18 protein-coding genes and 1 pseudogene are annotated in these 23,655 nt (G+C 74.8%); 10 read left to right on the top strand and 9 right to left on the bottom strand.

Features of this window, described 5'->3' with window-relative positions; genetic code table 11:
* Window positions 1-151: 151 nt before the first annotated feature.
* Entirely contained in the window at window positions 152-2,215 is a 2,064-nt protein-coding gene (locus tag ABD254_RS07480; RefSeq protein WP_344247144.1) for a bifunctional copper resistance protein CopD/cytochrome c oxidase assembly protein, read from the top strand.
* A gap of 27 nt (window positions 2,216-2,242) precedes the next feature.
* Window positions 2,243-3,700, top strand: coding sequence for an ATP-binding protein (locus tag ABD254_RS07475; protein WP_344247142.1), 1,458 nt, complete (start codon window positions 2,243-2,245; stop codon window positions 3,698-3,700).
* A 12-nt stretch (window positions 3,701-3,712) separates the two neighbouring features.
* On the opposite strand, the gene ABD254_RS07470 is transcribed toward ABD254_RS07475, so the two are convergent.
* Window positions 3,713-4,951: an FAD-dependent oxidoreductase gene (locus ABD254_RS07470; protein WP_344247141.1), complete on the bottom strand. Its 1,239-nt coding sequence runs from the start codon at window positions 4,949-4,951 to the stop codon at window positions 3,713-3,715.
* A 216-nt stretch (window positions 4,952-5,167) separates the two neighbouring features.
* Between ABD254_RS07470 and ABD254_RS07465 the strand changes: the two genes are divergently transcribed.
* Window positions 5,168-7,309: a S9 family peptidase gene (locus ABD254_RS07465; RefSeq protein ID WP_344247140.1), complete on the top strand. Its 2,142-nt coding sequence runs from the start codon at window positions 5,168-5,170 to the stop codon at window positions 7,307-7,309.
* 66 nt (window positions 7,310-7,375) lie between these two features.
* Here the strand turns inward: ABD254_RS07465 and ABD254_RS07460 are convergent, their stop codons facing one another.
* Window positions 7,376-8,041, bottom strand: a complete 666-nt coding sequence (locus ABD254_RS07460) for a TetR/AcrR family transcriptional regulator (protein WP_344247138.1) — start codon at window positions 8,039-8,041, stop codon at window positions 7,376-7,378.
* A 114-nt stretch (window positions 8,042-8,155) separates the two neighbouring features.
* On the opposite strand from ABD254_RS07460, the gene ABD254_RS07455 reads away from it, so the two are divergent.
* From ABD254_RS07455 to ABD254_RS07445, 3 genes are read left to right on the top strand one after another with little or no spacing between them, the layout of a single operon-like run.
* Window positions 8,156-11,077, top strand: a complete 2,922-nt coding sequence (locus ABD254_RS07455) for an MMPL family transporter (protein ID WP_344247136.1) — start codon at window positions 8,156-8,158, stop codon at window positions 11,075-11,077.
* Complete coding sequence (locus ABD254_RS07450) at window positions 11,074-13,545, top strand: YhgE/Pip family protein (RefSeq protein WP_344247134.1); 2,472 nt, start codon at window positions 11,074-11,076, stop codon at window positions 13,543-13,545. The genes ABD254_RS07455 and ABD254_RS07450 overlap by 4 nt, the downstream gene beginning before the upstream one ends.
* Window positions 13,546-13,579: 34 nt before the next feature.
* Entirely contained in the window at window positions 13,580-14,584 is a 1,005-nt protein-coding gene (locus ABD254_RS07445) for a formylglycine-generating enzyme family protein (protein ID WP_344247132.1), read from the top strand.
* 117 nt (window positions 14,585-14,701) lie between these two features.
* Here ABD254_RS07445 and ABD254_RS07440 read toward each other — a convergent pair whose 3' ends face one another.
* Window positions 14,702-14,908, bottom strand: coding sequence for a hypothetical protein (locus ABD254_RS07440; RefSeq protein ID WP_344247130.1), 207 nt, complete (start codon window positions 14,906-14,908; stop codon window positions 14,702-14,704).
* A 70-nt stretch (window positions 14,909-14,978) separates the two neighbouring features.
* Here ABD254_RS07440 and ABD254_RS07435 point away from each other — a divergent pair, with 70 nt between their 5' ends.
* The gene (locus tag ABD254_RS07435; protein WP_344247128.1) at window positions 14,979-16,010 is read left to right on the top strand and encodes a chymotrypsin family serine protease; all 1,032 of its coding nucleotides are present in this window, start codon (window positions 14,979-14,981) and stop codon (window positions 16,008-16,010) included.
* Window positions 16,011-16,071: 61 nt separating this feature from the next.
* On the opposite strand, the gene ABD254_RS07430 is transcribed toward ABD254_RS07435, so the two are convergent.
* The 4 genes and pseudogenes from ABD254_RS07430 to ABD254_RS07415 all read right to left on the bottom strand — a co-directional run bounded on the left by ABD254_RS07430 (window position 16,072) and on the right by ABD254_RS07415 (window position 17,854).
* Window positions 16,072-16,533: a PTS sugar transporter subunit IIA gene (locus tag ABD254_RS07430; protein ID WP_344247126.1), complete on the bottom strand. Its 462-nt coding sequence runs from the start codon at window positions 16,531-16,533 to the stop codon at window positions 16,072-16,074.
* Window positions 16,533-16,775, bottom strand: a pseudogene (locus tag ABD254_RS07425) (PTS sugar transporter subunit IIB); the annotation flags it as partial. The pseudogene ABD254_RS07425 and the gene ABD254_RS07430, both read right to left, overlap by 1 nt.
* A gap of 30 nt (window positions 16,776-16,805) precedes the next feature.
* A complete protein-coding gene (locus ABD254_RS07420; RefSeq protein ID WP_344247124.1) occupies window positions 16,806-17,063 on the bottom strand; it encodes a PTS sugar transporter subunit IIB in 258 nt (85 codons plus the stop codon).
* Window positions 17,060-17,854: a GntR family transcriptional regulator gene (locus ABD254_RS07415; RefSeq protein WP_344247122.1), complete on the bottom strand. Its 795-nt coding sequence runs from the start codon at window positions 17,852-17,854 to the stop codon at window positions 17,060-17,062. Before ABD254_RS07415 ends, ABD254_RS07420 begins: the two co-directional genes overlap by 4 nt.
* Before the next feature lie 288 nt (window positions 17,855-18,142).
* Here ABD254_RS07415 and ABD254_RS07410 point away from each other — a divergent pair, with 288 nt between their 5' ends.
* Both ABD254_RS07410 and ptsP read left to right on the top strand, forming a co-directional pair.
* Window positions 18,143-19,516, top strand: coding sequence for a PTS transporter subunit EIIC (locus ABD254_RS07410; RefSeq protein ID WP_344247120.1), 1,374 nt, complete (start codon window positions 18,143-18,145; stop codon window positions 19,514-19,516).
* Window positions 19,516-21,189: a phosphoenolpyruvate--protein phosphotransferase gene (ptsP, locus tag ABD254_RS07405; protein WP_344247118.1), complete on the top strand. Its 1,674-nt coding sequence runs from the start codon at window positions 19,516-19,518 to the stop codon at window positions 21,187-21,189. The genes ABD254_RS07410 and ptsP overlap by 1 nt, the downstream gene beginning before the upstream one ends.
* Before the next feature lie 78 nt (window positions 21,190-21,267).
* On the opposite strand, the gene ABD254_RS07400 is transcribed toward ptsP, so the two are convergent.
* Complete coding sequence (locus ABD254_RS07400; RefSeq protein ID WP_344247116.1) at window positions 21,268-21,537, bottom strand: HPr family phosphocarrier protein; 270 nt, start codon at window positions 21,535-21,537, stop codon at window positions 21,268-21,270.
* 127 nt (window positions 21,538-21,664) lie between these two features.
* Window positions 21,665-22,510, bottom strand: coding sequence for a TetR/AcrR family transcriptional regulator (locus tag ABD254_RS07395; protein WP_344247114.1), 846 nt, complete (start codon window positions 22,508-22,510; stop codon window positions 21,665-21,667).
* A 98-nt stretch (window positions 22,511-22,608) separates the two neighbouring features.
* Here ABD254_RS07395 and ABD254_RS07390 point away from each other — a divergent pair, with 98 nt between their 5' ends.
* Window positions 22,609-23,595 (top strand): ABC transporter ATP-binding protein, encoded by a 987-nt coding sequence (locus ABD254_RS07390; protein ID WP_344247112.1) that lies wholly within the window; start codon window positions 22,609-22,611, stop codon window positions 23,593-23,595.
* Window positions 23,596-23,655: the final 60 nt, after the last annotated feature.

Genomic DNA, 23,655 nt, shown 5'->3' with positions numbered 1-23,655 from the left:
GGTGCGGTGCTTGATCATCGTTGATCCTCTCGGTGGTGCACGACCGGTGGGGTGGAACCCTCGTGACGGAGAGTAATCGATAATCGTTGGGAGGGGAAGAGTCACACCGGCGGCGGTCCGACGCGCCCGCGCGCGCCCATAGGCTGGACGCGTGACCTCCACCGCCACCGCCGTCTCGCGGCCGGGCGGCAGCCCGAGCGTGCCGCCGCGGCCGTGGTGGCTCGTCGCCGCGGGCCCGGCCGCCGTCCTCGTCGCCGTCCTCGCCGTGCTGCTCGGCGGCGCCTACTCGGGCGCGTTCCAGGCGCTCGGCGGGTTCAGCGATCCCGGCGCCCTGGTCCGGTACGGGCTGCCCGTGGCCACCGTGCTGACCGAGCTGGGCGTGTCCGTCACGCTCGGCACGCTGTTCGCCGCCGCGTGCCTGGTCCCGCCGGGCCGCGCGCAGTCCCGCGTGCTCGGGGCCGCCGGCGCCGCCGCGGCGGTGTGGGCCGTCGCCGCCGTCGCCCAGCTCGTGCTGCGGTACGCCAACGTCTCCGGGACGTCGCCGGCGTCGCCGGCCTTCGGCCAGGGCCTGGCGCAGTTCGTCACCGACCTCGACCTGGGCAGGCTGTACCTGGCGATCATCGTGGTCGCCGCGGTGACGTCCGCGCTCGCGATGGCCGTGCGCGGGCCGGTCGGAGCGATGTGGACGGCGCTGCTGCCCGTCGCGGCCCTCGCGGCCCAGTCCACCACCGGGCATGCGGCCGGCGCCGCCGACCACGAGCTCGCCGTCGGCGCGATGCTGCTGCACCTGGGCGGCGCGGCGCTGTGGGTCGGCGGGCTCGGGGCGCTCCTGGTCGTCGTGCTCACCCGGGGGGCGGGGAAGGCCGACGACGGTCGCCAGGCCGCGGCGGCCGTCGCGCGCTTCTCACCGGCGGCCGGGTGGTGCTTCGTCGCGGTCGGGGTCTCCGGCGTCCTCAACGCCTGGATCCGCATGGAGTCGGTCGGCGACCTGCTGACCCCCTACGGGACCCTGATGCTCGTCAAGGTCGTGCTCATGGTCGCGCTCGGAGGCCTCGGCTTCGCGCACCGGCTGTGGATCGTCGACCGGCTGGGCCGGGTGACGAGCGCGACGGGGGGAGCGGGCGCCGTGCGCCGCCTGTTCTGGCGGCTGCTCGCCGTCGAGCTGCTGCTCATCGGCGCGGTCTCCGGCGTCGCCGTCGCGCTCGGCTCGACCGCGCCGCCCGTGCCGGACGAGGTGCCCGTCGACGTCACGCCCGCGTTCCAGCTCACGGGCGAGGCGCTGCCGCCCGAGCCGACCCTCGCCCGGTGGTTCACCGAGTGGAGCCTCGACCCGATGCTCGCGTTCGCGTGCGTGGCGGGGCTGGTCGTGTACGTGCGCTGGGCCGTGCGGCTGGCCCGGCGCGGGGACCGGTGGCCGGTGGGGCGCACGGTGTCGTGGTGCCTGGGCATGGTCGTGATGTTCTGGGTCACCAGCGGCGGCCCGGCCGTGTACGGGCACGTCGTCTTCAGCGGGCACATGGTGCAGCACATGACGTTGGCGATGCTGGTGCCGCTGTTCCTCGTGCTGGCGGCGCCGGTGACGCTGCTGCTGCGCGCGATCCCGGCGCGCAAGGACGGCTCGCGCGGCCCGCGCGAGTGGGTGCTCGGGCTGGTGCAGTCGCGGGTGGGGCAGTTCTTCGCGCGGCCGGTCGTGGCCGCCGTCCTCTTCGCCGGCGGCATGGTCGCCTTCTACTACACGCCGGCCTTCGAGTTCGCGCTGCGCAACCACGCCGGCCACGTGTGGATGATCGTGCACTTCACGCTCGTGGGGTACCTGTTCGCCAACGCGCTGGTCGGGATCGACCCCGGCCCGCACCGGCCGGCCTACCCGCAGCGGCTGCTCCTGCTGTTCGCCACGATGGCGTTCCACGCCTTCTTCGGCGTCGTGCTGACCACCGGCGAGTCGCTGCTCGTGGCGGACTGGTTCGGCAACATGGGCCGGCCGTGGGGGCTGCCCGCGATCGACGACCAGCAGCGCGGCGGTGGCGTGGCCTGGGGCATCGGTGAGCTCCCGACGCTCGCGCTGGCGATCGCCGTCGCCGTGCAGTGGACGACGTCGGACGAGCGCGAGGCGCGTCGTCAGGACCGCAAGGCGGACCGCGACGGCGACGCCGAGCTGGCCGCCTACAACGCGATGCTGGCGAAGATGGCCGAGCGCGAGGATCCCCGGCCATAAACGCGCATTCAGCGTAAGATACGTCGGGTGAATGATTCCTCCGGGATCCCGTTCTTCGGCCGCAGGGGCGTCTTGGCCGCCCTGACCGGGCATCTCGACGCGGTCGTGCAGGGTGGGGGCGGGCGGATCGTCGCAGTACGAGGCCGTCGCCAGGTGGGCAAGTCGACCGTCGTCGAACGGTTCGTCGAGCGGGCCGAACGGCCGTACGTCTTCGCGACCGGCGTCTTCGGTGCTGCCACTCCACAGCACCTCGACGACGCGACGCGAGCCGTCACCGAGTCCCGCCACCCGCTGCCAGACGCCGACCTGCTCACCGCCTCGACACCGACGTCGTGGCGGGAGTGGCTCGGACGGGTCGCGCTCGCCGCCCGGTCAGGGCCTGTGATCGTCATCCTCGACGAGTTCCCCTGGATGGCCGCCGCCGACCGCTCGCTCGAGGGCGAGCTCCAGGCGCAATGGGACCGGGTGCTCGAAAGGCTTCCGGTCCTGCTCGTCCTGGTGGGATCGGACGTGGCCATGATGGAACGTCTCGCCGAGCACGGTCGCCCCCTGTTCGGGCGTCTCCGACCGCTCGTGGTCTCGCCGCTCGACCCTGCGGAGGTCGCGGACGCGCTGCCTGGGAGGTCCGCGTTCGAGGTGTTCGACGCCTACCTCGTCACCGGGGGGTACCCCCGGTTGGTGGCCGACGTCGCCGCGACCGGTGCCGAGACCGCGACGGACTACGTGCGCGAGGCGCTGACTGATCCGTTCAGCCCGCTCGTCACGACTGCACGGTTCAGTCTCGACGCGGAGTTCCCGGAGCCGCAGGTCGCCTCCCAGGTGCTGTCCGCCATCGGCTCCGACGACGCGGCTCGGCCCGGCTTCAACGACGTGCTGTCGGTCATCAGCGAACCGGCCGAGCGCAAGCGGATGGAGACGGCCGTCTCGCGCGCTCTGCGTACCCTCACCGAGGTCAAGGGCCTCGTCGAGCGCGAGCAACCCGCCTGGTCCGCGTCCGCCTCGAAGCTGAGGCGCTATCGGGTGACCGATCCGTACCTGCGGTTCTGGTTTCGCTACGTCGAGCGCCAGGCCGACCACATCGCCCGGGGGCGTTCCGACCTCGCAGTCGGCGCCTTCGACCGCGATTGGTCGAGCTGGCGGGGCCGCAGCGTCGAGCCCGTCGTCCGGGCGGCCGTCGAGCGGATGGCCCGAACCGACGACCGCCTCGAGCAGGTCGAGGCGGTTCGGCCTTGGTGGGTGCGCGACGGGAGCATCGAGGTCGACGTCGTAGCCCAGACACCCGAACGCACGGCTCTCGTCGGCACCATCAAGTGGCGCGCCGCCGGCGGGGTCGACGCCCACGAGGTCGACCAGCTACGGCGACATCGCGAGAGGGTTCCCCGCAGCGAGGACGCGCTCCTGGCTGCGATCAGCCCGGTGGGCACGGCGCCGTCCGGCGTCGACGTCGCGCTGGGTGCACCGGACCTGCTGCAGGCCTGGCGCTGACGACTTCGGCGGTCAGAACAGCCCGTCGACGACCTTCACCGCGAGGCCCAGCGCCGTCGTCGTGCCGAGCCCGTCGGCGACGGTCACGGTGGTGACGCCGGGTGCCGGGTCGGCCACGAGGAACGGCGTGCCGGCGAACGGCCCGCGGCGCGGGCGGGGCGCCGTGACGTCGTGGACCGACCAGCGTGCGTGCACCCGCACGGGCCCGCCGAGCAGCCCGGCCGCCGCGCGCAGGAGCACCGCGTCCGCGGCCTCGGAACGAGCCGGGTCCCGCTCGAGGCGGGAACCGTCGGCCGCCTCGTCCCGCGGGCGTCGCGCGTCGCCGAGCAGGAGCGTCGCCCCGGCGGGCCCTGCGTGCCGGGTGAACGACAGGTGGACGTCGGCGTCGACCAGGTCGGGGTCGACGGTGCGGAGACGCTCGCGCACGTCCGCGAGCGCGGGGCTGTGCGCGTAGGCGGCGTCGCGCAGCAGCGTCGTCCCGTCGAGCACGACCGGCGCCGCGGCGTCCGTCGCGGCGCCGCCGAGGGCGCCGGACGGCGCGGCCACCCGCAGCACCTGGCGGACGTCGTGCCGCAGCCCGGCGAGGGCCGTCTCGGCGGGGTAGAAGCGGTCCAGCTCGGGGCCGACGGCGACGAGCACGCGTCGTGCCACGACCTCGCCGCGCGACGTCCGCACGAGGGTGCGGCCGCTGCCCGCCTCGAACGCCCACGCGGTGGTGGACCAGGCGACGTCCGCCCGCGGGAGGCCGTCGAGCCACGCGGCCGTCGCGCCGAGCGCGTCGCCGACCTCGACCCTCAGGTCCAGGGGCAGCAGGGCGCCGCCCACGACGTCGTCGCCGGTCAGGCGCGCACGCTCGGTCGCCTCGGCCGCGTCGAGCAGGCGGGCGTCGCCGTCGCGCGCGGCGACCAGGTCGTCGAGCACGGCGAGCTCGTCGGCCGCGCGGGCCACCACGACGGCGCCGGCGTCCTTCACCCAGAAGCCGGCCTCCCGGCCGAGCTTGAGCCAGCGCTCCCGTGACGCGAGCGCGCACGACAGGGTAGCGGCGTCCTGGGTCGTGACCGCCACGTGGCCGCTGCGCCGGGCCGACGCCCCGCCGGGCCTGGCGTCCCGCTCGACGACGAGCACCGAGTGCCCGCGGGCGTGCGCCTCGATGGCGTGCGCGAGGCCCACGATCCCGGCGCCGACGACCACCAGGTCGACGGACGCGGGCAGGGGCGGGAGGTGGGCGGTGCGGGGCGACGGCGGTCTCACGACGAGACCTTGCCCGACGACGCGCGCCCCGCTCAACCGCAGGAGGCCGCCTCGCGAACAAGTTCAGGAACTGTTCACCGGGAGTTCGGCGTCGGCGTCCCGAAGGCCCCGGTCGGCTCGCCGAACAGGCGGTTGACATCGCCTTGCGGCCCGTACGTCGCTCGATACGGTGACAATCGCCTGTTCGGCGCGAGGGTGAGGTGGTAGACCGGGCGGGTGACCCAGGACGCCACCCCCACCCCGCCCCCGCCCACGCCGTTCCACGACCTCGACGCGTACCTCGCGGTGCCCCGCGTCTCGGGGCTCGCGCTGAGCCCCGACGGGGCGCGCCTCGTGGTGACGGTGCAGACCCTCGACCCGAAGGCCACGGGCTGGACGACGGCCCTCTGGGAGGTCGACGCCGCCGGGCGGCGGCCGGCGCGCCGCCTCACCCGCAGCCGCAAGGGCGAGTCGTCCGCCGAGTTCAGCGCCGCGGGCGACCTGCTGTTCACGTCGGCCCGACCGGACCCCGACGCGGAGAAAGACGACGACGACCCGAAGGCCGCGCTGTGGCTCCTGCCCGCGGAGGGCGGCGAGGCGCGCGTGGTCGCGACGGCGCCCGGCGGGCTCGGCGGGGTGCTCACGGCACGGGACGCGGACGTCGTCTCCGTCAGCGCGCCCGTGCTGCCGCGCGCGGCCGGCCTCGACGAGGACGCCGCGCTCCGCAAAGAGCGCACCGACCGCAAGGTGTCCGCCGTCCTGCACGCCGGGTACCCGGTGCGGCACTGGGACCACGACCTCGGCCCCGACCAGGAGCGCCGCTACGCGGCGACGCTCGGGAGCGCCGCCGTCGCCGACGACACCGGTGACCCGGGCGAGGCGCGGCTCGAGCTGACACAGCTCACGGGTGCGGGGCGGCAGCTCGACGAGCACGGCGCCGACCTCGCGCCCGACGGTGCGACGCTCGTGACCACGTGGAACGTGGCCGATCCGGGCGCGGCGCAGCGCGGGACCGTCGTCGCGGTCGACACGGCCACCGGGGAGCGCCGCACCCTGGTGGACGACCCGGACGCCGACGCCTTCGCCCCCGCCGTCTCGCCCGACGGCGAGCGGGTCGCCTATCTGCTCGAGACGATCACGACGCCTGACCAGGCTCCGGTCGTGCGGCTGGGCCTCGCCCGCGCGGACGGCTCGGGCGAGCCCGCGGTGCTCGCGGACGACTGGGACCGCTGGCCGACGTCGGTCGCCTGGCTCCCGGACGGGAGCGGGCTCGTCGTGACGGCGGACGAGGACGGCCGCGGGCCGGTCTTCCTGGTCACGTTCGACGGCGGGACGCCGGAGGCGTCGGGCGTCACCGTCGAGCGCGTCACCGCCGACGACGCGACGTTCACCGACGTCCGCGTGGCCCGCGACGGCTCGGCCCTGTTCGCGCTGCGCACGAGCTACGCCGCACCCGCCGAACCGGTGCGCCTCGACCTGGCCGCGTTCGTCGCGTCCGGGGAACCGGGGGAGCGGACGCCGGTCGACGCCGTCGCCCTGCCCGGCCCGGTCGCCGCGCCGGCGCTGCCCGGCACGCTCACCGAGGTCGAGACGACGACGGCGGACGGCGCGCGGGTGCGCGCGTGGCTCGCGCTGCCCGCCGACGCGTCGCCGGCCACCCCGGCGCCCCTGCTCCTGTGGATCCACGGCGGGCCGCTGAGCACGTGGAGCGCCTGGTCGTGGCGCTGGAACCCGTGGCTGATGGTGGCGCGCGGCTACGCCGTCCTGCTGCCCGACCCGGCGCTGTCCACCGGCTACGGGCAGGAGTTCGTGCAGCGCGGCTGGGGCGCGTGGGGTGCCGCGCCGTTCACGGACCTCATGGCGATCACGGACGCCGTCGAGTCCCGGGCCGACGTCGACGCGACCCGCACCGCCGCGATGGGCGGGTCGTTCGGCGGCTACATGGCGAACTGGGTGGCGGGCCACACGGACCGCTTCCGCGCCGTCGTCACGCACGCGAGCCTGTGGGCGCTCGACCAGTTCGGCCCCACCACCGACCACGCCTACTACTGGCACCGCGAGATGACGCCCGAGATGGCGGAGGCGAACAGCCCGCACCGCTTTGTGGGCGACATCCGCACCCCGATGCTGGTGATCCACGGCGACAAGGACTACCGCGTCCCGATCGGCGAGGGGCTGCGGCTGTGGCAGGAGCTCCTCACGAGGTCGGGGCTGCCCGCGGGGGACGACGGCTCCACCGTGCACCGGTTCCTGTACTTCCCGGACGAGAACCACTGGGTGCTCGCGCCGCAGCACGCGAAGGTCTGGTACCAGGTGGTGCTCGCGTTCCTGGCCGAGCACGTCCTCGGCGAGAGCCCCGAGCTCCCGCCCCACCTCTGACGTGCGCCGGTCGAGCCTGTCGAGACCCGGGTCTCGACAGGCTCGACCGGCGTCAGGGGTCACGGGTCAGGCCGGGGTGACCAGCAGGTCGACGACGGCCTCGATCAGCGCGCTCGCGCGGTCCTCGCCGCCGCCCGCGAGGAGGGTTGCGCGCTGACCGGACTCGAATGCGCCGAGCAGCAGGTCGACGCCGGTGTGGGGGTCGACGGCGAACCGCAGGCCGATGCCGGCCAGGAGGCGGGTGAGGCTGTCGGCGAGCTCCTCGCGCAGGCGCCGGTCCTGCGTGGCGTACCGCGCCGCGACCTGGGCGTCGCGCAGCGCGAGGAGCTCGAACTCGAGCGCCATGATGCTCCACGACTGCTTCGCCGCGGGGTCGGGCATGACGGAGGCGACGACGCACCGCACGGCCTCGCGGATGTCGGCGCGGACCGTCGCCGGGTCGAGCCCGGTCGCGGCCTCCTCGAGCCGCGCGAGCTGGACGCGGGTCTCGCGCTCCGTGAGCGCGAGGAACAGCTCCTCCTTGTTCGCGAAGTTCGAGTAGAACGCGCCGCGGGTGAATCCGGCGGCCTCGCAGATCGCCTCGATGGAGGCGGCCTGGACGCCCAGCCGCGCGAACACGTCGAACGCCGCGTCGAGGAGGCGCTCGCGGGTGCGCTCGCGCCGGGGCGAGATCGCGGGCACGACCGTACGCTCGACGCGGGTGGTGCTCCCGGTGCGCGGGTCGGCGGGCATCGTCCTCCTCGGGGTGGGCTGCGCACACTCTAGCCAGGAGGGTGCCCGCCCGATACATTCGTGCATCGGATACAGTGCCGTATCGAACCGCCTGCCGTCGACCCGGGAGAGCCTGTGTCCTCCGTCCTCTACTCGCTCGGCCGCTGGGCCGTGCGCGCCCGCCGCCTCGTCGTGATCGGCTGGATCCTCGTGCTCGCCGTCGTCGGCGGCGCGGCCGGCGTCCTCTACCAGGGCTTCGACAACTCGGTGACGATTCCCGGCACCGAGTCGCAGGACGCGCTGGACAGCCTGTCGGCCACGTTCCCCCAGGTCAGCGGTTCGTCGGCGCAGATCATCGTGGTCGCACCCGACGGGGTGACGGTCGACGACGACACCGTCCGCGGGCCGGTGACCGACGCCGTCGACGAGGTCGGCGACCTCGACCAGGTCACCGGCGTCACGTCCCCCTACGACGACACGGCGGCTGCCTCCGTCAGCGACGACGAGCAGTCCACGCTGCTGACGGTCCAGCTCGACGGCGACCAGTCCGTCATCACCGAGGACACGAAGGACGCGCTGCGCGACGCGACCGACGACCTTGCCGCCGCGCTCCCGGACGGCTCGCAGGCGAGCCTCGGGGGCGAGCTGTTCAGCGTGGAGTTCCCGGCCCTGAGCATCATCGAGGCGATCGGCGTCGTCGTGGCGCTCGTCGTGCTGATCATCACCCTCGGCTCGTTCGTCGCCGCCGGGCTGCCGCTGGTCAACGCGCTGATGGGCGTCGGGGTCTCGATGCTCCTGCTGCTGACCGCCACCGCCTTCGGCCCGATCAACTCCACCACGCCGATGCTCGGTCTGATGCTCGGCCTCGCGGTGGGCATCGACTACGCCCTGTTCATCGTGTCGCGGCACCGCGAGCAGCTGGCCGCGGGGCTGTCAGTGGACGAGTCCGTCGCCCGGGCCGCCGCGACGGCAGGCTCCGCCGTGATCTTCGCCGGGCTCACCGTGATGATCGCGCTGGTGGGGCTCGGCGTCGCCGGCATCCCGTTCCTCACGGTCATGGGCGTCGCCGCCGCAGCCGCCGTCGGCATCGCCGTGCTGATCTCCCTGACCCTGCTGCCCGCCCTGCTGTCCTTCGCGGGCGAGCGCGTGCGCCCGAAGGCGCCGAGGGCGGAGCGCAGGACGGCACGGAGGGCTGCGCGCAAGGCGGCGCGCACGTCGGACGGCACGGTCGCTCGCACCGCCGCGCCCGCGCCGTCGAGCCGGGGCGAGAACCGCGTCTTTGCCGGCTGGGTGCGCGGCGCCACCCGGTTCCCCGTCGTGACGATCGTCCTCATCGTCGCGGCGATCGCCGCCCTGACCCTGCCGGCCATGAACCTGCGCCTGGCCCTGCCGGACGCGGGCACGCTGCCCGAGGACAACTCCGCCCGGGTCACCTACGACCTGGTGGCCGAGGAGTTCGGCGAGGGGTTCAACGGCCCGCTCATCGTCACCGGCTCGATCGTCACGAGCAACGACCCGGTGAAGCTCATGAACGAGCTCGGCGACGAGATCGGCGAGCTCCCCGGCGTCGCCGACGTGCCGCTGGCCACGCCCAACGCCTCCGCCGACACGGGCATCGTCCAGGTGATCCCCACCGGCGGGCCGACGTCCGAGGAGACCAAGGCCCTCGTCACCGAGATCCGTGACCAGCACGACCACTACCTCTCGACGTACGGCGTCGACCTGTCCGTCACCGGCTTCACCGCGGTGGGCATCGACGTCTCCGACAAGCTCGGCGCGGCGCTGCTGCCGTTCGGCCTGGTCGTCGTCGGCCTGTCCCTGGTGCTGCTCACGATGGTCTTCCGCTCGATCTGGGTGCCGATCAAGGCGTCGCTCGGCTACCTGCTGTCCGTCGGCGCGGCGTTCGGGGCCGTGACGCTCGTCTTCGAGGACGGCGTGTTCGCCGAGGCGCTCAACGTGACCAAGCTGGGCCCGGTCATCAGCTTCATGCCGATCATCCTCATGGGCGTGCTGTTCGGCCTGGCGATGGACTACGAGGTCTTCCTGGTGTCCCGCATCCGGGAGGACTACGTGCACGGCGGCGACGCCCGGCACGCGATCCGCACCGGGTTCCTCGGGTCGGCCAAGGTCGTCACGGCCGCGGCGATCATCATGTTCGCGGTCTTCGTGGCCTTCGTGCCCGAGGGCGACATGACGCTCAAACCCATCGCGCTCGGGCTCGCCGTCGGCGTGCTCGTCGACGCGTTCGTGGTCCGCATGACGCTCGTGCCCGCCGTCCTCGCGCTGCTGGGCGACCGGGCGTGGCACATGCCGCGCTGGCTCGACCGCCTGCTGCCCACGTTCGACGTCGAGGGCGAGGGCCTCACCAAGGAGCTGCGGCTCGCGTCCTGGCCGGGGCCGGGCGCCGACGACGCCGTCGCCGCGCGCGACCTCGAGGTCGCCGGCCCGGACGGGCCGGGGCGCGGCGCGCCCGTCGTCGGTCCGGTGAGCGTGCGCGTGCCCGCGGGCGGGACGCTGTGCGTGCACGGCGACGCCGCCGCGCCGGTGTCGGCGCTGCTGCTGGCGCTCTCGGGCCGGCTTGCTCCCGACGCCGGCGCGGTCAAGGTCGACGGTCTGGTGCTGCCGGAGCGGGCGATGTCCGTGCGCGGGCGGGTCGCGTTCGTCGACGCGCTCGCCGAGGCAGGCCGCCCCGCGCGGGCGGTCGACGCCGGCGTGCGGGACGGCGCGCGCGTCGTCGTCGTCGACCGTACCGAGGCCGTGGCCGACCGCCCGGCCCGCGAGGAGCTCGCGGGGGCACTCGCCCGCGCGCAGGGCGGCGGGGCCGCCGTGCTCCTCGGCGCCAGCGGGGTCGCGGCGACCGACCTGCTCGACGACGGCTCCGGCCGCCCGCCCGCCGTGCTCGACGTCGGCGCCGGCTGGGGCGCGCCCAGCACGCTCACCGGGGCCGACGTCCCGCCGCCCGTCGCGCCGCCGCACGACGACGAACCCCCGACCGAGCCGGCCGGCGACGGAGACGACGTCGACGACGACACCCACGTGCAGGAGGTGCGGGCATGACCGCCCCGACCAGCGTCCGGACCATCGACTCCGTGCTACGCCGCAACCCGTGGCGCGTCGCCGCCGTCGCGCTGCTGCCGCTCATGGTGCTCGGGCTGCTGCTCGCCGCGCTGTGGAACCCCCAGGACCGGCTCAGCCAGGTGCCCGCCGCCATCGTGAACCTGGACGAGCCGGTCGAGGTGGACGGGCAGACCGTGCCGCTCGGTCGTCAGCTCGCGTCCGGGCTGGTGAGCGGCGGCGAGACCGCCGACGGCGCCAAGGCCGCGCAGCCTGCGGAGGACGCCACCAACTTCGACTGGACCATCACGGACTCCGGCGGCGCCAGGGCCGGCCTGGCGGACGGCACCTACTCCGCCGTCGTGACGATCCCGAAGGACTTCTCCGCGGCGGCGACGTCGATGGGCGGAGACGACCCGTCGAAGGCGGTGCAGGCCACCGTCGACGTCAGCACCCCGCCGGGCGGCAGGGTGGCCGACGACGCGCTCGCCCGGGTCGTGGCCGCGACCGCGACGTCGGTCATGTCGAGCAGCCTCACCGAGACCTACGTGGACAACGTGCTCGTCGGCTTCGACCAGCTCGCCGACGGCATCGGCCAGGCGCAGGACGGCGCGACCCAGCTCGCGGACGGCGCGGACCAGTCCGCCGACGGCGCCGACCAGCTCGCGGACGGCGCGGGGCAGCTCGCGGGCGGCGCGACCGAGGCCTCCGGCGGCGCGGGGCAGCTCGCGGACGGCGCGGGGCAGCTCGCGGACGGCGCGAGCGCGGCGGCGGGCGGCGCGAGCGAGCTCTCCGGCGGGGCGGCTCAGCTCGCGGACGGGGCCAACGCCGCCGCCACGGGGGCGGACGGCGTGGCGGCGGGGGCCTCGGGCCTCGCGGACGGGGCGGGTCAGCTCGCCGGCGGGGCCTCCGACCTCGCGGACGGATCCGGCCAGGTGGCCGACGGGGCGCGCGGCATCGCGGGCGGCATCGGGGAGAGCGCCTCGGGCGCCGAGGACCTGGCCGACAGCGGCGACGACCTCGCCGCGGGGGCGCGACAGGTGGCCGCCGGGAACGCCGCGCTGGCCGACGGGGTGGGGCAGGTCGACGAGGACCTGCCCAGCTCCGAGGAGATCAGCGACGGGATCGCGCAGGCCCAGCAGGCGACCCTCGACGCCGTCGACGACGCCATCGCCACCCTGGGCTGCGCGCAGGACGCGACGAGGCCCGGGTGCGCCGAGCTCCTCGAGCTCCGCGACGAGCTCGAGCAGGGCTCTGGCCCCCTCGCAGAGCTGGGCGACGAGCTGGTGGCAGCCCGGGACCAGCTAGGGGCGCTCGCCACGCAGACCGACCAGCTGGCCACCGGAGCCGAGGGGGTCGCGACCGGGGTCGCCGGCATCGCCGACGGCAACCGCGAGCTCGCGTCCGGGCTCCGCGAGCTGCAGGGCGCGGCCGGACAGGTGGCGGACGGCGCGGACGGCGTCTCTTCCGGGGCGCAGGGGCTGTCGGGCGGCGCCGAGGAGCTCGACACCGGCGCGGCCCGGCTCGCCGGCGGCGCGTCCGACCTCTCGGCAGGCGTCGGCCGGCTGGGCTCGGGCGCGGGCGGGCTCGCTTCGGGGGCGTCGGAGCTGTCGTCCGGGGTGGGCGAGCTCGCGACGGGCGCGGACGGCGTCGCGTCGGGGGCGTCGGAGCTGTCGTCCGGGGTGGGCGAGCTCGCGACCGGGGCCGACGGGCTGTCCACCGGCGCGGGGGAGCTGTCGTCCGGCGTGGGCCAGCTCGCCTCCGGGGCCTCCGACCTCTCGGACGGGCTCGGCGACGCCGTCAGCCAGATCCCGACGTACACCGAGGACGAGCGCAAGACCCTGTCAGCGGTGGTGGCCGAGCCGGTGGCGGCGCCGTCCGGCGACGGCCTGTCGACCGGTGCCTCCGGGCCGCTGTTCGCCGTCGTGGCGCTGTGGCTGGGCGCGCTCGCGCTGCTCACGGTGTTCCCGCCGGTGGTGGCCGGCGCGCTCGGCTCGACGCGCGACTCGGTGCGGCTCACGCTGTCCGCGTTCGCGCTGCCTGCGCTCGTCGCCGTCGCCACGGGCGCGGCCGTGGGCGCGATCCTCGCCGCCGTCGAGGACCTGAGCGTCGGTGGCTGGGTCGGCGCGATCGTCGTCGGGGCGTTGGCGTCGGTGAGCTTCGTCGCCGTGCACCAGGGGTTCGTCGGGCTGCTGGGCAACCTGGGCCGGGGGATCAGCCTGCTCATCGCGGTGCTGGTCATCGCGACCGGCGTGATCGCCACGGTGCCCGCCGCCCTGCAGGGCCTGGTCGACCTGCTGCCCGTCGGCGCGGCCCGCGAGGCCCTCACGGCCGTCGTCGTGCCGGACGCCGGCGGGCTCGGCGGGGCCGTGGTCGCGGTCGTCGTGTGGGCGCTGGCCGGGCTCGCGCTGGCGGTGCTGGTCACCGCGCGGGGTCGCCGGCTCGGGGTGCGGCAGCTGCTGCGGGCATGACGGGCGGCCGGCGGCCGCGGTGCAGGATGGACCCATGACCGTGCCTGGACCCGTGGCCACCGCCCTGACCCCGCTCGTCGACGTGCCGGCGGGCACGTTCCGCATGGGGTCCACGGACTTCTATCCCGAAGAGGGGCCGGTGCGCGAGGTGGAGGTCGGGGCGTTCGCCCTCGAGCGGCACCCCGTGACCAACGCCCAGTTCGCGCGGTTCGTGGCCGCCACGGGCTACGTCACGGTCGCGGAGCGCCCCCTCGATCCCGCGGAGTTCCCGGGCGTCGACCTCCGCGACCTGGTCCCGGGCGGGCTGGTCTTCACCCCGACCGCCGGCCCTGTCGACCTGCGCGACTGGCGTCAGTGGTGGCGTTGGCAGCCGGGCGCGTCGTGGCGGCAGCCGGGCGGGCCGGGCACGAGCACCGAGGGCCGCGAGGACCACCCGGTGGTGCTGGTGGCCTACGAGGACGCCGCCTCCTACGCCGCCTGGGCGGGCCGCGACCTGCCGACCGAGGCGGAGCTCGAGTACGCGGCCCGGGGCGGCGCCGACGGCACCACCACGTACGCGTGGGGCGACGACGTCCGCCCGGACGGACGGCTGATGGCGAACACCTGGCAGGGGCAGTTCCCGTACGAGAACACCGGCGCCGAAGGCTGGGTGGGCACCTCGCCCGTCGGGTCGTTCCCGGCCAACGGCTATGGCCTGGTCGACCTGATCGGCAACGTGTGGGAGTGGACGACGACGTTCTACCTCACCGGCGCCGCCCGGCACGCGCACGACGGCGCCTGCTGCGCGCCGTCCTCCGACGACCTGTCCCCGGCGGCCCGCGCGTCGATGTCGCCGGGGGAGCGGCAGCCGCGCAAGGCGCTCAAGGGCGGCTCGCACCTGTGCGCCCCGGAGTACTGCCTGCGCTACCGCCCGGCCGCCCGGTCCGCGCAGTCGGTCGACTCCGCCACGACGCACATCGGCTTCCGCTGCGTCGTGCGGCCCGGCGGGCCGGGGGCCGCCCCCGCGATGCCCGACGGCGCGCGGAACCTGCTCGGCTGAGACGGAGGTGCAGCGCAGGGTGAGGGCCGAGGAACGAGGCACTCGCCCGTAGCGGAACCGCAGGCTCAGCCGACAGACCAACCTCGGCTGAGGCGGAGGTGCCCGGCACCGCGTCGCTCAGCTCCCGCGGCACGCGTCGGCCACGCGGCGCCAGCGCCGCACCAGCGCGTCGTCGGCGCGGCGCCGCGACGCAGGGCCGAGGTGGGCGAGCCGGCGGTGCTCCTGCAGCGCGCCGAGGTCGTGGTCGAGCGCCCACGTGAGGGCCTCGAACACCTCGCCGGGGGACGGCAGCGTCGTCGTGCGGGTCGACCTCGGTGAGCTCACGGCCGAAGGGATGTCCGACTCGCCGCTTTGTGACGCGACCTGTGTCACACCTGTGGTCCAGACTCGCCGCATGGATCTGACCCAGGCGCGCGAGACCAAGAAGCAGCTGGCCGATTTCGCCCGTGACCTGGCCGAACGTCACGGGGTGCCCGTCTCCCCCTACGCGGAGGGCGCGCACGTCAGCCCGGCCGACGTCGTCCGGGCGCCCACGCTGTCGCTCGGCCTCGCCCCCCGGGCCGACGGCGGCTACGGCATCGCGGTGCGGTACCGGCTCGGGGTGCCCACCGCGCGGGCGTTCGCCCGCCGGGTCAGCGCCGAGCTCGGGTCGGACGTCGACGTGCGTCGCACCGGCCGGATCCGCACGCTGGAGGGCCGGGTACGGCCGCGGCCGCCGGTCGCGACGGCGCTCGCGGCGGGCGAGACCGACCGGGTGCGGCCCCTGCGGCCCGGGGTGTCGATCGCCCACGTGGACGTCACGGCCGGCACGCTCGGCGCGTTCGCCGTGCGCGCCGCGGAGCCCGACGCCCGCTACGTCCTGTCCAACTTCCACGTGCTGGCGGGGTCGCCGTCGGCGCAGGTGGGGGACGTCGTGGTGCAGCCGGGCCCGGCCGACGGAGGTCGGGCGCCGGAGGACCGCGTCGGCACGCTGGCGCAGGTGGCGCCGCTGGCCCCGGGCGAGCCGGCGACGGTCGACGCGGCGCTGGCGCTGCTCGACGAGGGCGTCGGCATCGACCCCACGTACCCGGTGGGCGCCGTCACGACCACGGCCGAGGCGGCCGGCGGCGAGTCCGTGGCCAAGATCGGGCGCACGACGGCGCTCACCGCCGGCACGGTGACCGCCATCGAGCTGGACGACGTGGTCGTGGGGTACGGCGAGGAGCTGGGCGTCCTGTCGTTCGACGGCCAGATCGAGGTGGAGAGCTCCGGCGACGGGCCCTTCTCCCGTGGCGGCGACTCGGGGTCGCTCGTCTACCGGGAGGACGGCGTCGCGCTGGGGCTGCTGTTCGCCGGCTCGGAGACCGGCGGCGCGAACGGCACCGGCCTGACGTACTGCAACCCGATCGGCTCGGTCCTCGACACCCTGGGCGTCACCCTCGCCTGATACGCGTCGGTCGAGCGTGTCGAGACCTGGTTTCGACAAGCTCAACCCACGAGGGAGAGCCTCAGGCCCAGGTGAGGAGCGGCTCGCCGTGCGCGATGGTCGTGCCGACCTCGGCCAGCGCGTCGACGGCCTCGGGCTTCGCCTCGAGCGCCACGACCGGGCAGACGGCGGACCGGCCGCCGGCGCGCACCGCCGCCGGGTCCCACGACACCAGCACCGTGCCGCGCTCCACGACGTCGCCCTCGCCGGCGTGCGTCGTGAAGCCCTCGCCGCCGAGCTTGACCGTGTCGATGCCGAGGTGCACCAGCACCGCGCGGCCGTCGTCGTGCTGGATCACGAACGCGTGCGGGTGCAGCTTGACGATCGTGCCGGTGATCGGCGCGACCGCATCGGTGCCGCGCGCGCCGTCCGGCTCGACGGCGAGGCCCGGGCCCACGAGCCCGGCGGAGAACACCGGGTCGTCCACGTCGGCGACGTCGACCACGGTGCCCGCGACGGGGGCGAGGACGGTGAGCGCCGCCATCAGCGCAGGTCCTCGATGTCGGAGGCGAGGGTGTCGGCCTCGGGGCCGACGATGACCTGGATCGCGATGCCGGACCGGACGACCGCGATCGCGCCGGCGGCCGTGAGCGCCTTGTCGTCCACCTTGGCCGGGTCCTCGACCTCGACGCGCAGCCGGGTGATGCACGGCTCGAGGTCGATGATGTTGTCGTCGCCGCCGAGGGCGTCGAGGATCTGCTGTGCCTTGCTCATGATGCTCCTTGGTTCTGCGGGGCGGGCGTCAGGGGGCCGGGCTCACATGAGCTCGGCGAGGTCCGAGGCGATCGTGTCCACGCGCGGGCCGACCACGACCTGCACGACCCGCCCGTTGATCATGACGCCGAACGCGCCGGCGCGCCGCAGCAGGGCGGCGTCGACGAGCGCCGGGTCCTTGACGAGGGACCGCAGGCGGGTGGTGCACGGGTCGATCTCGTCGATGTTCTCCACGCCGCCGAGGCCGGCGAGGATCGAGGCGGCGAGCCGCGCGTCGGGATCGCTGTCGGGCTGGCTCATCGGGGGCTCCCTTCGGGGATGCGTCCGGGGACGGGGCTTCCTGGGGGTGTCGAGCGGGGGACGAGCGTGGGCCGGGCCTCGCGGAGCGGCACGAACACGCTGTACCGGTCGCCGCGGTAGCTGGCTCGAGAGAACATCAGCGGCGCGTCGCCGCCGAACGTGCGCCGGGAGGTGCGCATGACGGCGCGGGAGGTGCGCATCTGCAGCGTGTCGAGCTCCTCGGGGGTCGCGTCGGCCGCCGTGATGGTCTCCTCGCCCCAGGTCGGGTCGAGGCCGCGGGCGCGCAGCGCCGCGTAGAGGCTCTCGGGGACGCCGCCCGCGAGCAGGTCGGGGGCGAGGTCCACGGGGATCCACGCCTCCTCGACGCTCATCGGGTTGCCGTCCGCGGTGCGCAGCCGCACGACGTGGTGCATCGGGGTGCCGGGCTCGCGGTCCACGGCCTCGGCGACGGGCGCGGTGGCCGGGGCGACCCCGGCGGACAGCACCTGCGCGCCGGGGACGAGGCCGCGGCGGCGCGCCTCCTCGCCGAACGTGGTCAGGCGCATCTCGAAGTCGGCGCGGGGCGGGGCGACGAAGGTGCCGCGGCCTTGAGCCCGCTCCAGCACGCCCTCGGTGACGAGCGCGTCGACCGCCTGGCGGACGGTCATGCGGGAGACGCCGAACTTCTCCGTGAGGCTGCGCTCGGAGGGCACGGCGTCGCCGACGGCGAGCTCGGTCGCGACGAGGTCGGCGAGGAAGGCGCGCACCGCGAGGTACTTGTGCTCGCTGCCGCGGGCGCGTGCCGTGACCATCGTCGTGTCCTGTCCTGCTGGGGTGACCTGCACCGTGACGTGTCGCGGCCGGCACCGTCGTCCGGCCTCGACGTTCCTGCGGGATCGCCGGGGTTGACACATCATGAGGTCTAGACCAGTCTTCGTGCAAGTGGTCCAGACAACCTGCCGACGGGCAGGGGTCGGCCACCGGCAACGCCGCCCGCACCGCCGTCGCGACACTGCCGCCGGACGACGACCGCCCGGACCGTGCCTGCACCAACCGCCTGCACGTACCGCCCTCCCGGGCCATCCATCGGAGGAAGAACCATGACCACGGTCGCTGAGACCACGCAGAAGCGAGGCTTCCCCGGCCTCGCGCAGCTGCAGCGCGTCGGCCGCTCGCTGATGCTGCCGATCGCCTCCCTGCCCGCCGCGGCGCTGCTGCTGCGCCTCGGGCAGGACGACATGCTGGGCCGCATCCAGATCGAGTGGGTCCAGGCGGTCGCGGACGTGTTCGCCGCCGGTGGCAACGCGCTCTTCCTCAATCTGCCGATGATCTTCGCCCTCGGCGTCGCGATCGGCTACGCCCGCAAGGCGGACGGCACCACCGGGTTGGCCGCGCTCATCGGTTACCTGGTCTTCGACGGCGTGACGGACGCCCTGTCCCCGCACATCGGCCTCGGGCTGGACGCCGAGGGCAACCAGATCCTCGTCAACTACGGCGTGCTCGGCGGCATCGTCATCGGTCTGACCGCCGCCCTGCTGTACCAGAAGTACTACCGGATCAAGCTGCCCGCCTACCTCGCGTTCTTCGGCGGGCGGCGCTTCGTCCCGATCGTCACGGCCGGTGCATCCCTGGTGATCGGCGTCGTCTTCGCGCTCGTCTACCCGGCGTTCGACTGGCTCATCAACGACCAGATCGGCGGCTTCGTCACCGGCTCGACCGTGATCGGCGCGTTCATCTTCGGCACGCTCAACCGCCTGCTGCTGCCGTTCGGGCTGCACCACCTGCTCAACTCGCTGCCCTGGTACCAGTTCGGCTCGTACACCGGGGCTGACGGCACCGTCGCGCACGGCGACATCTTCCGCTTCCTCGCCGGCGACCCGTCCGCCGGCACGTTCATGACCGGCTTCTTCCCGATCATGATGTTCGCCCTGCCGGCCGCCGCGCTCGCGATGATCCACACCGCGAAGCCGCAGAACCGCAAGATCATCGCGGGTGTTCTCGGCTCGGCCGCCCTCGTCGCGTTCGTCACGGGTGTCACCGAGCCGCTCGAGTACTCGTTCGTCTACGTCGCCTACCCGCTGTATGCCATCCACGCGGTCCTCACCGGCGCCTCGATGGCCCTCGTGAACTGGCTCGGGATCCACGACGGCTTCGGCTTCTCCGCGGGCGCCATCGACTACGTCCTCAACTGGGGCATCGCGACCAAGCCGTGGCTGCTCATCCCGATCGGCCTGGTGTATGCCGCGATCTACTACTTCCTCTTCCGCTGGGTCATCACCAAGTGGAACCTCCGGACCCCCGGCCGCGAGGACGACCCGGAGGCGGCCGCGGCCGTCGAGGGCGACCAGGTCGCCGAGGAGCGTGCGGAGGCGGCCAAGGCCGAGGCCAAGGCGACGGCGGCGGCCTCGGGTGACGCGCCGAGCCCGGGTGGTGCGGCGAGCCCGGGCGACGCGAAGGGCAAGGACGCGGTCTGATGGGCACCACCCTCACCGGTGTCCCGGTGAGCCCGGGGCGGGCGGCCGGTGTCGTCGTGACGATGCCGGCGCCCGTCCCGGAGCCCCCGGAGGCGACCGTGTCCGAGGCGGACGTCGACGCGGCCGTCGAGCGGCTGCGGGCGGCGACCGCCGCCGTCCGCGAGCGCCTGGAGACGCTGGCCGCCGGGGCCACCGGCACCGCGGCGGACGTGCTCGCCGTGACGGCCGCCATGGCGGCCGACCCGACGCTGGCGTCCGACGCCGAGCGGCGGGTGCGCGACGGCCTGCACGCCCCCGAGCGGGCCGCGTGGGACGCCGCGAACGCGATCGCCGCGCAGCTCGAGCCGCTGGGCCCGCCGCTGAGCGAGCGGGCGCGGGACGTGCGCGACGTGCGCGACCGGATCGTCGCCGAGCTCACCGGGGTGCGCCCACCGGGCGTGCCCTCGCCCGGGCACCCGTTCGTGCTCGTCGCGGAGGACCTGGCGCCGGCCGACACGGCCACGCTGGACCCGGCCGTCGTCGTCGCCGTCGTCACCAGCGGCGGCGGCCCGACCTCGCACACCGCGATCCTGGCGCGCGCGCTCGGCATCCCCGCGGTCGTCGCCGTCCGCGGCGCCGAGGACCTCGCCGAGGGCGAGACCGTCGTCGTCGACGGCGGCGCCGGCAGGGTGCTGCGCGACCCGTCCGCCGACGAGGTGGAGGCCGCGACGAACGCGGTGCGGGTCGAGCGGGAGTTCGACGGCCACGGCCGCACCGCCGACGGGCACCGCGTGGAGCTGCTGGCCAACGTCGCCGACCCCGAGGCCGCGCAGGCGGCCGTGGCGGCGCACGCCGAGGGCGTCGGGCTGTTCCGCACCGAGTTCTGCTTCCTCGGCCGCGACACCGAGCCGAGCGTCGCCGAGCAGGTCGCGGCCTACCGCGGCGTGCTCGGGGCGTTCGGCGGCCGGAAGGTCGTCGTGCGCACCCTCGACGCCGGGGCGGACAAGCCGCTGCCGTTCGTCACGGCCGACGACGAGCCCAACCCGGCGCTCGGCGTCCGCGGGCTCCGCACCGCCGCCGCGCACCCCGAGGTGCTGGACCGGCAGCTGGAGGCGATCGCCGCCGCCGCCGCGGCCGAGTCCGCGGACGTGTGGGTCATGGCGCCGATGGTCGCCACGACCCACGAGGCGCGGTCGTTCGTGGACGCCTGCGCGCGGCACGGCCTGAGCCGGGCCGGCGCGATGGTCGAGGTCCCCGCGGCGGCACTGCGCTCGCGGTGGATCTTCGAGCACGCCGCGTTCGGCAGCATCGGCACCAACGACCTCACCCAGTACGCGATGGCGGCCGACCGCATGCTCGGCGACCTCGCCGCGCTGTCGACGACGTGGCAGCCGGCGGTGCTCGAGCTGGTGCGCGCGACCTGCGAGGGCGCGGCGCAGCACGGCCGCCCCGTCGGCGTGTGCGGGGAGGCGGCGGCAGACGCCGTCCTCGCGCCCGTGCTGGTGGGCCTCGGCGTCAGGTCGCTGTCCATGACGCCGCGCGCGCTCGCGGACGTCGCGGCGGTGCTCGCCGAGGTGTCGTTCGCGCGCTGCCGCGAGCTGGCCGCGCTCGCGCTGGCCGAGCCGGACGCCGACGCCGCCCGGGCCACGGTGCGTCGTGAGCTGGCCGACATCCTGGACGCCCTCGCCCTGTAGATGCTGTGAGCATGAATATGGCCCACTTCTCGACGAGAAAGTGGGCCACATTCATGCTCACAGCGCTCCGCGGCAGCGTCAGGCCACGACCTCCTGGGAAAGGAAGTCCACCAGCGCCTCGAGGGACGCGGTCGCGTCGTCGCCGTCGGACTCCGTGCGCAGCACGACCTCGTCGCCGACGCCGGCGCCGAGCGTCATGATGCCGAGGATGCTGGCGGCGTCGACCGGGTCGCCGCCGGTCTTGGCGATCTTCACCGGGACGGGCTGTGCGCCCGCCTTCTGGGCGAACAGCGCTGCGGGCCGGGCGTGCAGGCCCTCGGTGATGGCGACGACGACGGTGCGTTCCACGGTTCCTCCGACACGACAGGTGGTCTGGACCAGTTCATCGTAGAGACGGCGCGCGGCGTTGGGAAGTGCCCGGGCGGCGATCTCCGTCACCCGGGCGCCGGTCCCGTCGAGGGTCGCGGCGCCGCGCTCAGCGGGCGGCGCGGTCGATCGCCGTCTCGACCGCGTCCAGCAGCCGGTCGATCGACGCGTCGAACGGGCTGGTGGTCGCGTCGAAGCCGCCCTGGTCCCAGATGCGCTGCATGGTGGGGTAGCGCTCCGGGTCGAAGTGGTCGACCCAGAAGCTGCTCATCGAGGTCCAGTACTCGTCGGTGCTGCTGCCGGACGCGGTGCCGTCGGTCGCCTCGGCGACCGCGGCCCGTGCGAGTCCGCGCACGAACGCGTCGACGAGGTTGAGGATCTCCGCCACCTGCGCCGCGGACAGGCCGGTGTCGACGATCGTGCGGAGGCCCGCTTCCTGGGCGTCGAGCACGTGGGGCGTCACGGGCAGGCGCCACATGTTCGTCTGCAGCACCCACGGGTGGTCGAGGTAGAGCTGCCAGTGCTCGCGGGCGTAGTGGGTGAGCCCGTCGCGCCAGGGCGCCCCGGCCCGCGGGAGGTCGAGCCCGGCGAAGACCCGGTCGATCATGAGGTCGAGCAGCTCGGTGCGTCCCGGTACGTACGTATAGAGGGACATGGCGCCGACGCCGAGGCGGGCGGCGACCTTGCGCATCGACAGGGCGTCGAGCCCGTCGGCGTCCGCGACCTCGATGCCCGCGGTGACGACGTCGTCCAGCGTGTGGCGCGCCTTGCGGCCGCGGCCCGACGGGCGGGGAGGGTCCCACAGGAGGGCCAGTCGGCGCACGACGTCGGGCGGGCGCGGGATCCCGTCCGCCGGGAGGGCCTGCGTCGTCCTGAGCCCGTCGACGGGACCCGACCCGGTCGTGCTCTCGACAGGCTCGACCGACGAGGCTCGTTCGTTCGGTGTGCTCGACATGGCTCGTCATCCTCCCATCCGGCGGGCGAACGATTGTCGGACCCCCTTGGTAGGCTCGATCCGAGTTCCAGTACAGTGTACGAGAGGGTGGAGCGGACATGATTCGAGCACGCGGACTGACCAAGACGTTCAGCCGCCGCAAAGAGGTCGTCGAGGCCGTCAAGGGCATCGACGTCGACGTGGCCGAGGGCGAGCTGGTCGCCTTCCTCGGGCCCAACGGGGCCGGCAAGTCCACGACCTTGCGGATGCTGACCTCGCTGCTCGAGCCGACGGCCGGCGAGGCGCAGGTCGCGGGGTACGACGTCGTCGCGCACCCCGCGCAGGTGCGCGCCCGGCTCGGGTTCATCGGGCAGGGCAACGGCGGCGGCTTCAGCTACAAGGTGGTCGACGAGCTGCACAACCAGGGGCGCTTCTACGGCCTGGCGCCCGCCGTCTACAGGGAGCGGGCGGCCGACCTCATGGCCGCGCTCGAGCTCAGCGGGCTCGAGAAGCGGGCCGTCCAGTCGCTGTCCGGGGGCCAGCGCCGGCGGCTCGACGTCGCGCTCGGGCTGATGAACCACCCGCCCCTGCTCTTCCTCGACGAGCCCACCACCGGCCTCGACCCGCACTCGCGGGCCAACCTGTGGGAGCACATCACCGCCATGCGGGAGCGCTACGGGATGACGGTCGTGCTCACCACCCACTACCTCGACGAGGCGGACAGCATGGCCGAGCGCGTCGTGGTCATCGACCACGGCGAGATCATCGCCGACGCCGCGCCCGGCGTCCTCAAGCACGAGCACGCCGACGACGCGCTCACCCTGGTCGTCTCCGGCGGCGACGAGCCGGCCGTGCGCGCGGCCGTGCCCGACGGCTTCGGGGAGGTCGTGGTGTTCCCGCACGACCCTTCGACAGGCTCAGGAGGGCCCGACGGGCTGCGGGTGAGGGTTGCGACCGCGCGCGGGGCGGACGCCCTGCCGGGCGTCATCGAGGCGTTCCGCCTCGCCGGCCTCACGACGACGTCGGCGAGCGTGCGGCAGGCCAGCCTCGACGACGTCTTCCTCAACCTCACCGGGCGCAGCCTGCGCGAGGAGGCGGCCGCATGAGCGCGAGGAGCCCCCGCGGCGGGGCGCCGAGCAACGAGGTGCGCCGCAGCGACGCACCGC

This window comes from Isoptericola hypogeus (assembly GCF_039531145.1).
Lineage (GTDB): Bacteria > Actinomycetota > Actinomycetes > Actinomycetales > Cellulomonadaceae > Isoptericola > Isoptericola hypogeus.
The sequence above is the reverse complement of the archived record's forward strand: the minus strand, read 5'-3'. Positions and strand labels throughout refer to the sequence as shown.

Coding starts and splice junctions, on each gene's coding strand:
- ABD254_RS07460 (WP_344247138.1), bottom strand. CDS start 8,041: ATGCCCGCCGACCCGCGCACCGGGAGCACCACCCGCGTCGAGCGTACG.
- ABD254_RS07450 (WP_344247134.1), top strand. CDS start 11,074: ATGACCGCCCCGACCAGCGTCCGGACCATCGACTCCGTGCTACGCCGC.
- ABD254_RS07445 (WP_344247132.1), top strand. CDS start 13,580: ATGACCGTGCCTGGACCCGTGGCCACCGCCCTGACCCCGCTCGTCGAC.
- ABD254_RS07435 (WP_344247128.1), top strand. CDS start 14,979: ATGGATCTGACCCAGGCGCGCGAGACCAAGAAGCAGCTGGCCGATTTC.
- ABD254_RS07430 (WP_344247126.1), bottom strand. CDS start 16,533: ATGGCGGCGCTCACCGTCCTCGCCCCCGTCGCGGGCACCGTGGTCGAC.
- ABD254_RS07420 (WP_344247124.1), bottom strand. CDS start 17,063: ATGAGCCAGCCCGACAGCGATCCCGACGCGCGGCTCGCCGCCTCGATC.
- ABD254_RS07415 (WP_344247122.1), bottom strand. CDS start 17,854: ATGGTCACGGCACGCGCCCGCGGCAGCGAGCACAAGTACCTCGCGGTG.
- ABD254_RS07410 (WP_344247120.1), top strand. CDS start 18,143: ATGACCACGGTCGCTGAGACCACGCAGAAGCGAGGCTTCCCCGGCCTC.
- ptsP (WP_344247118.1), top strand. CDS start 19,516: ATGGGCACCACCCTCACCGGTGTCCCGGTGAGCCCGGGGCGGGCGGCC.
- ABD254_RS07395 (WP_344247114.1), bottom strand. CDS start 22,510: ATGTCGAGCACACCGAACGAACGAGCCTCGTCGGTCGAGCCTGTCGAG.
- ABD254_RS07390 (WP_344247112.1), top strand. CDS start 22,609: ATGATTCGAGCACGCGGACTGACCAAGACGTTCAGCCGCCGCAAAGAG.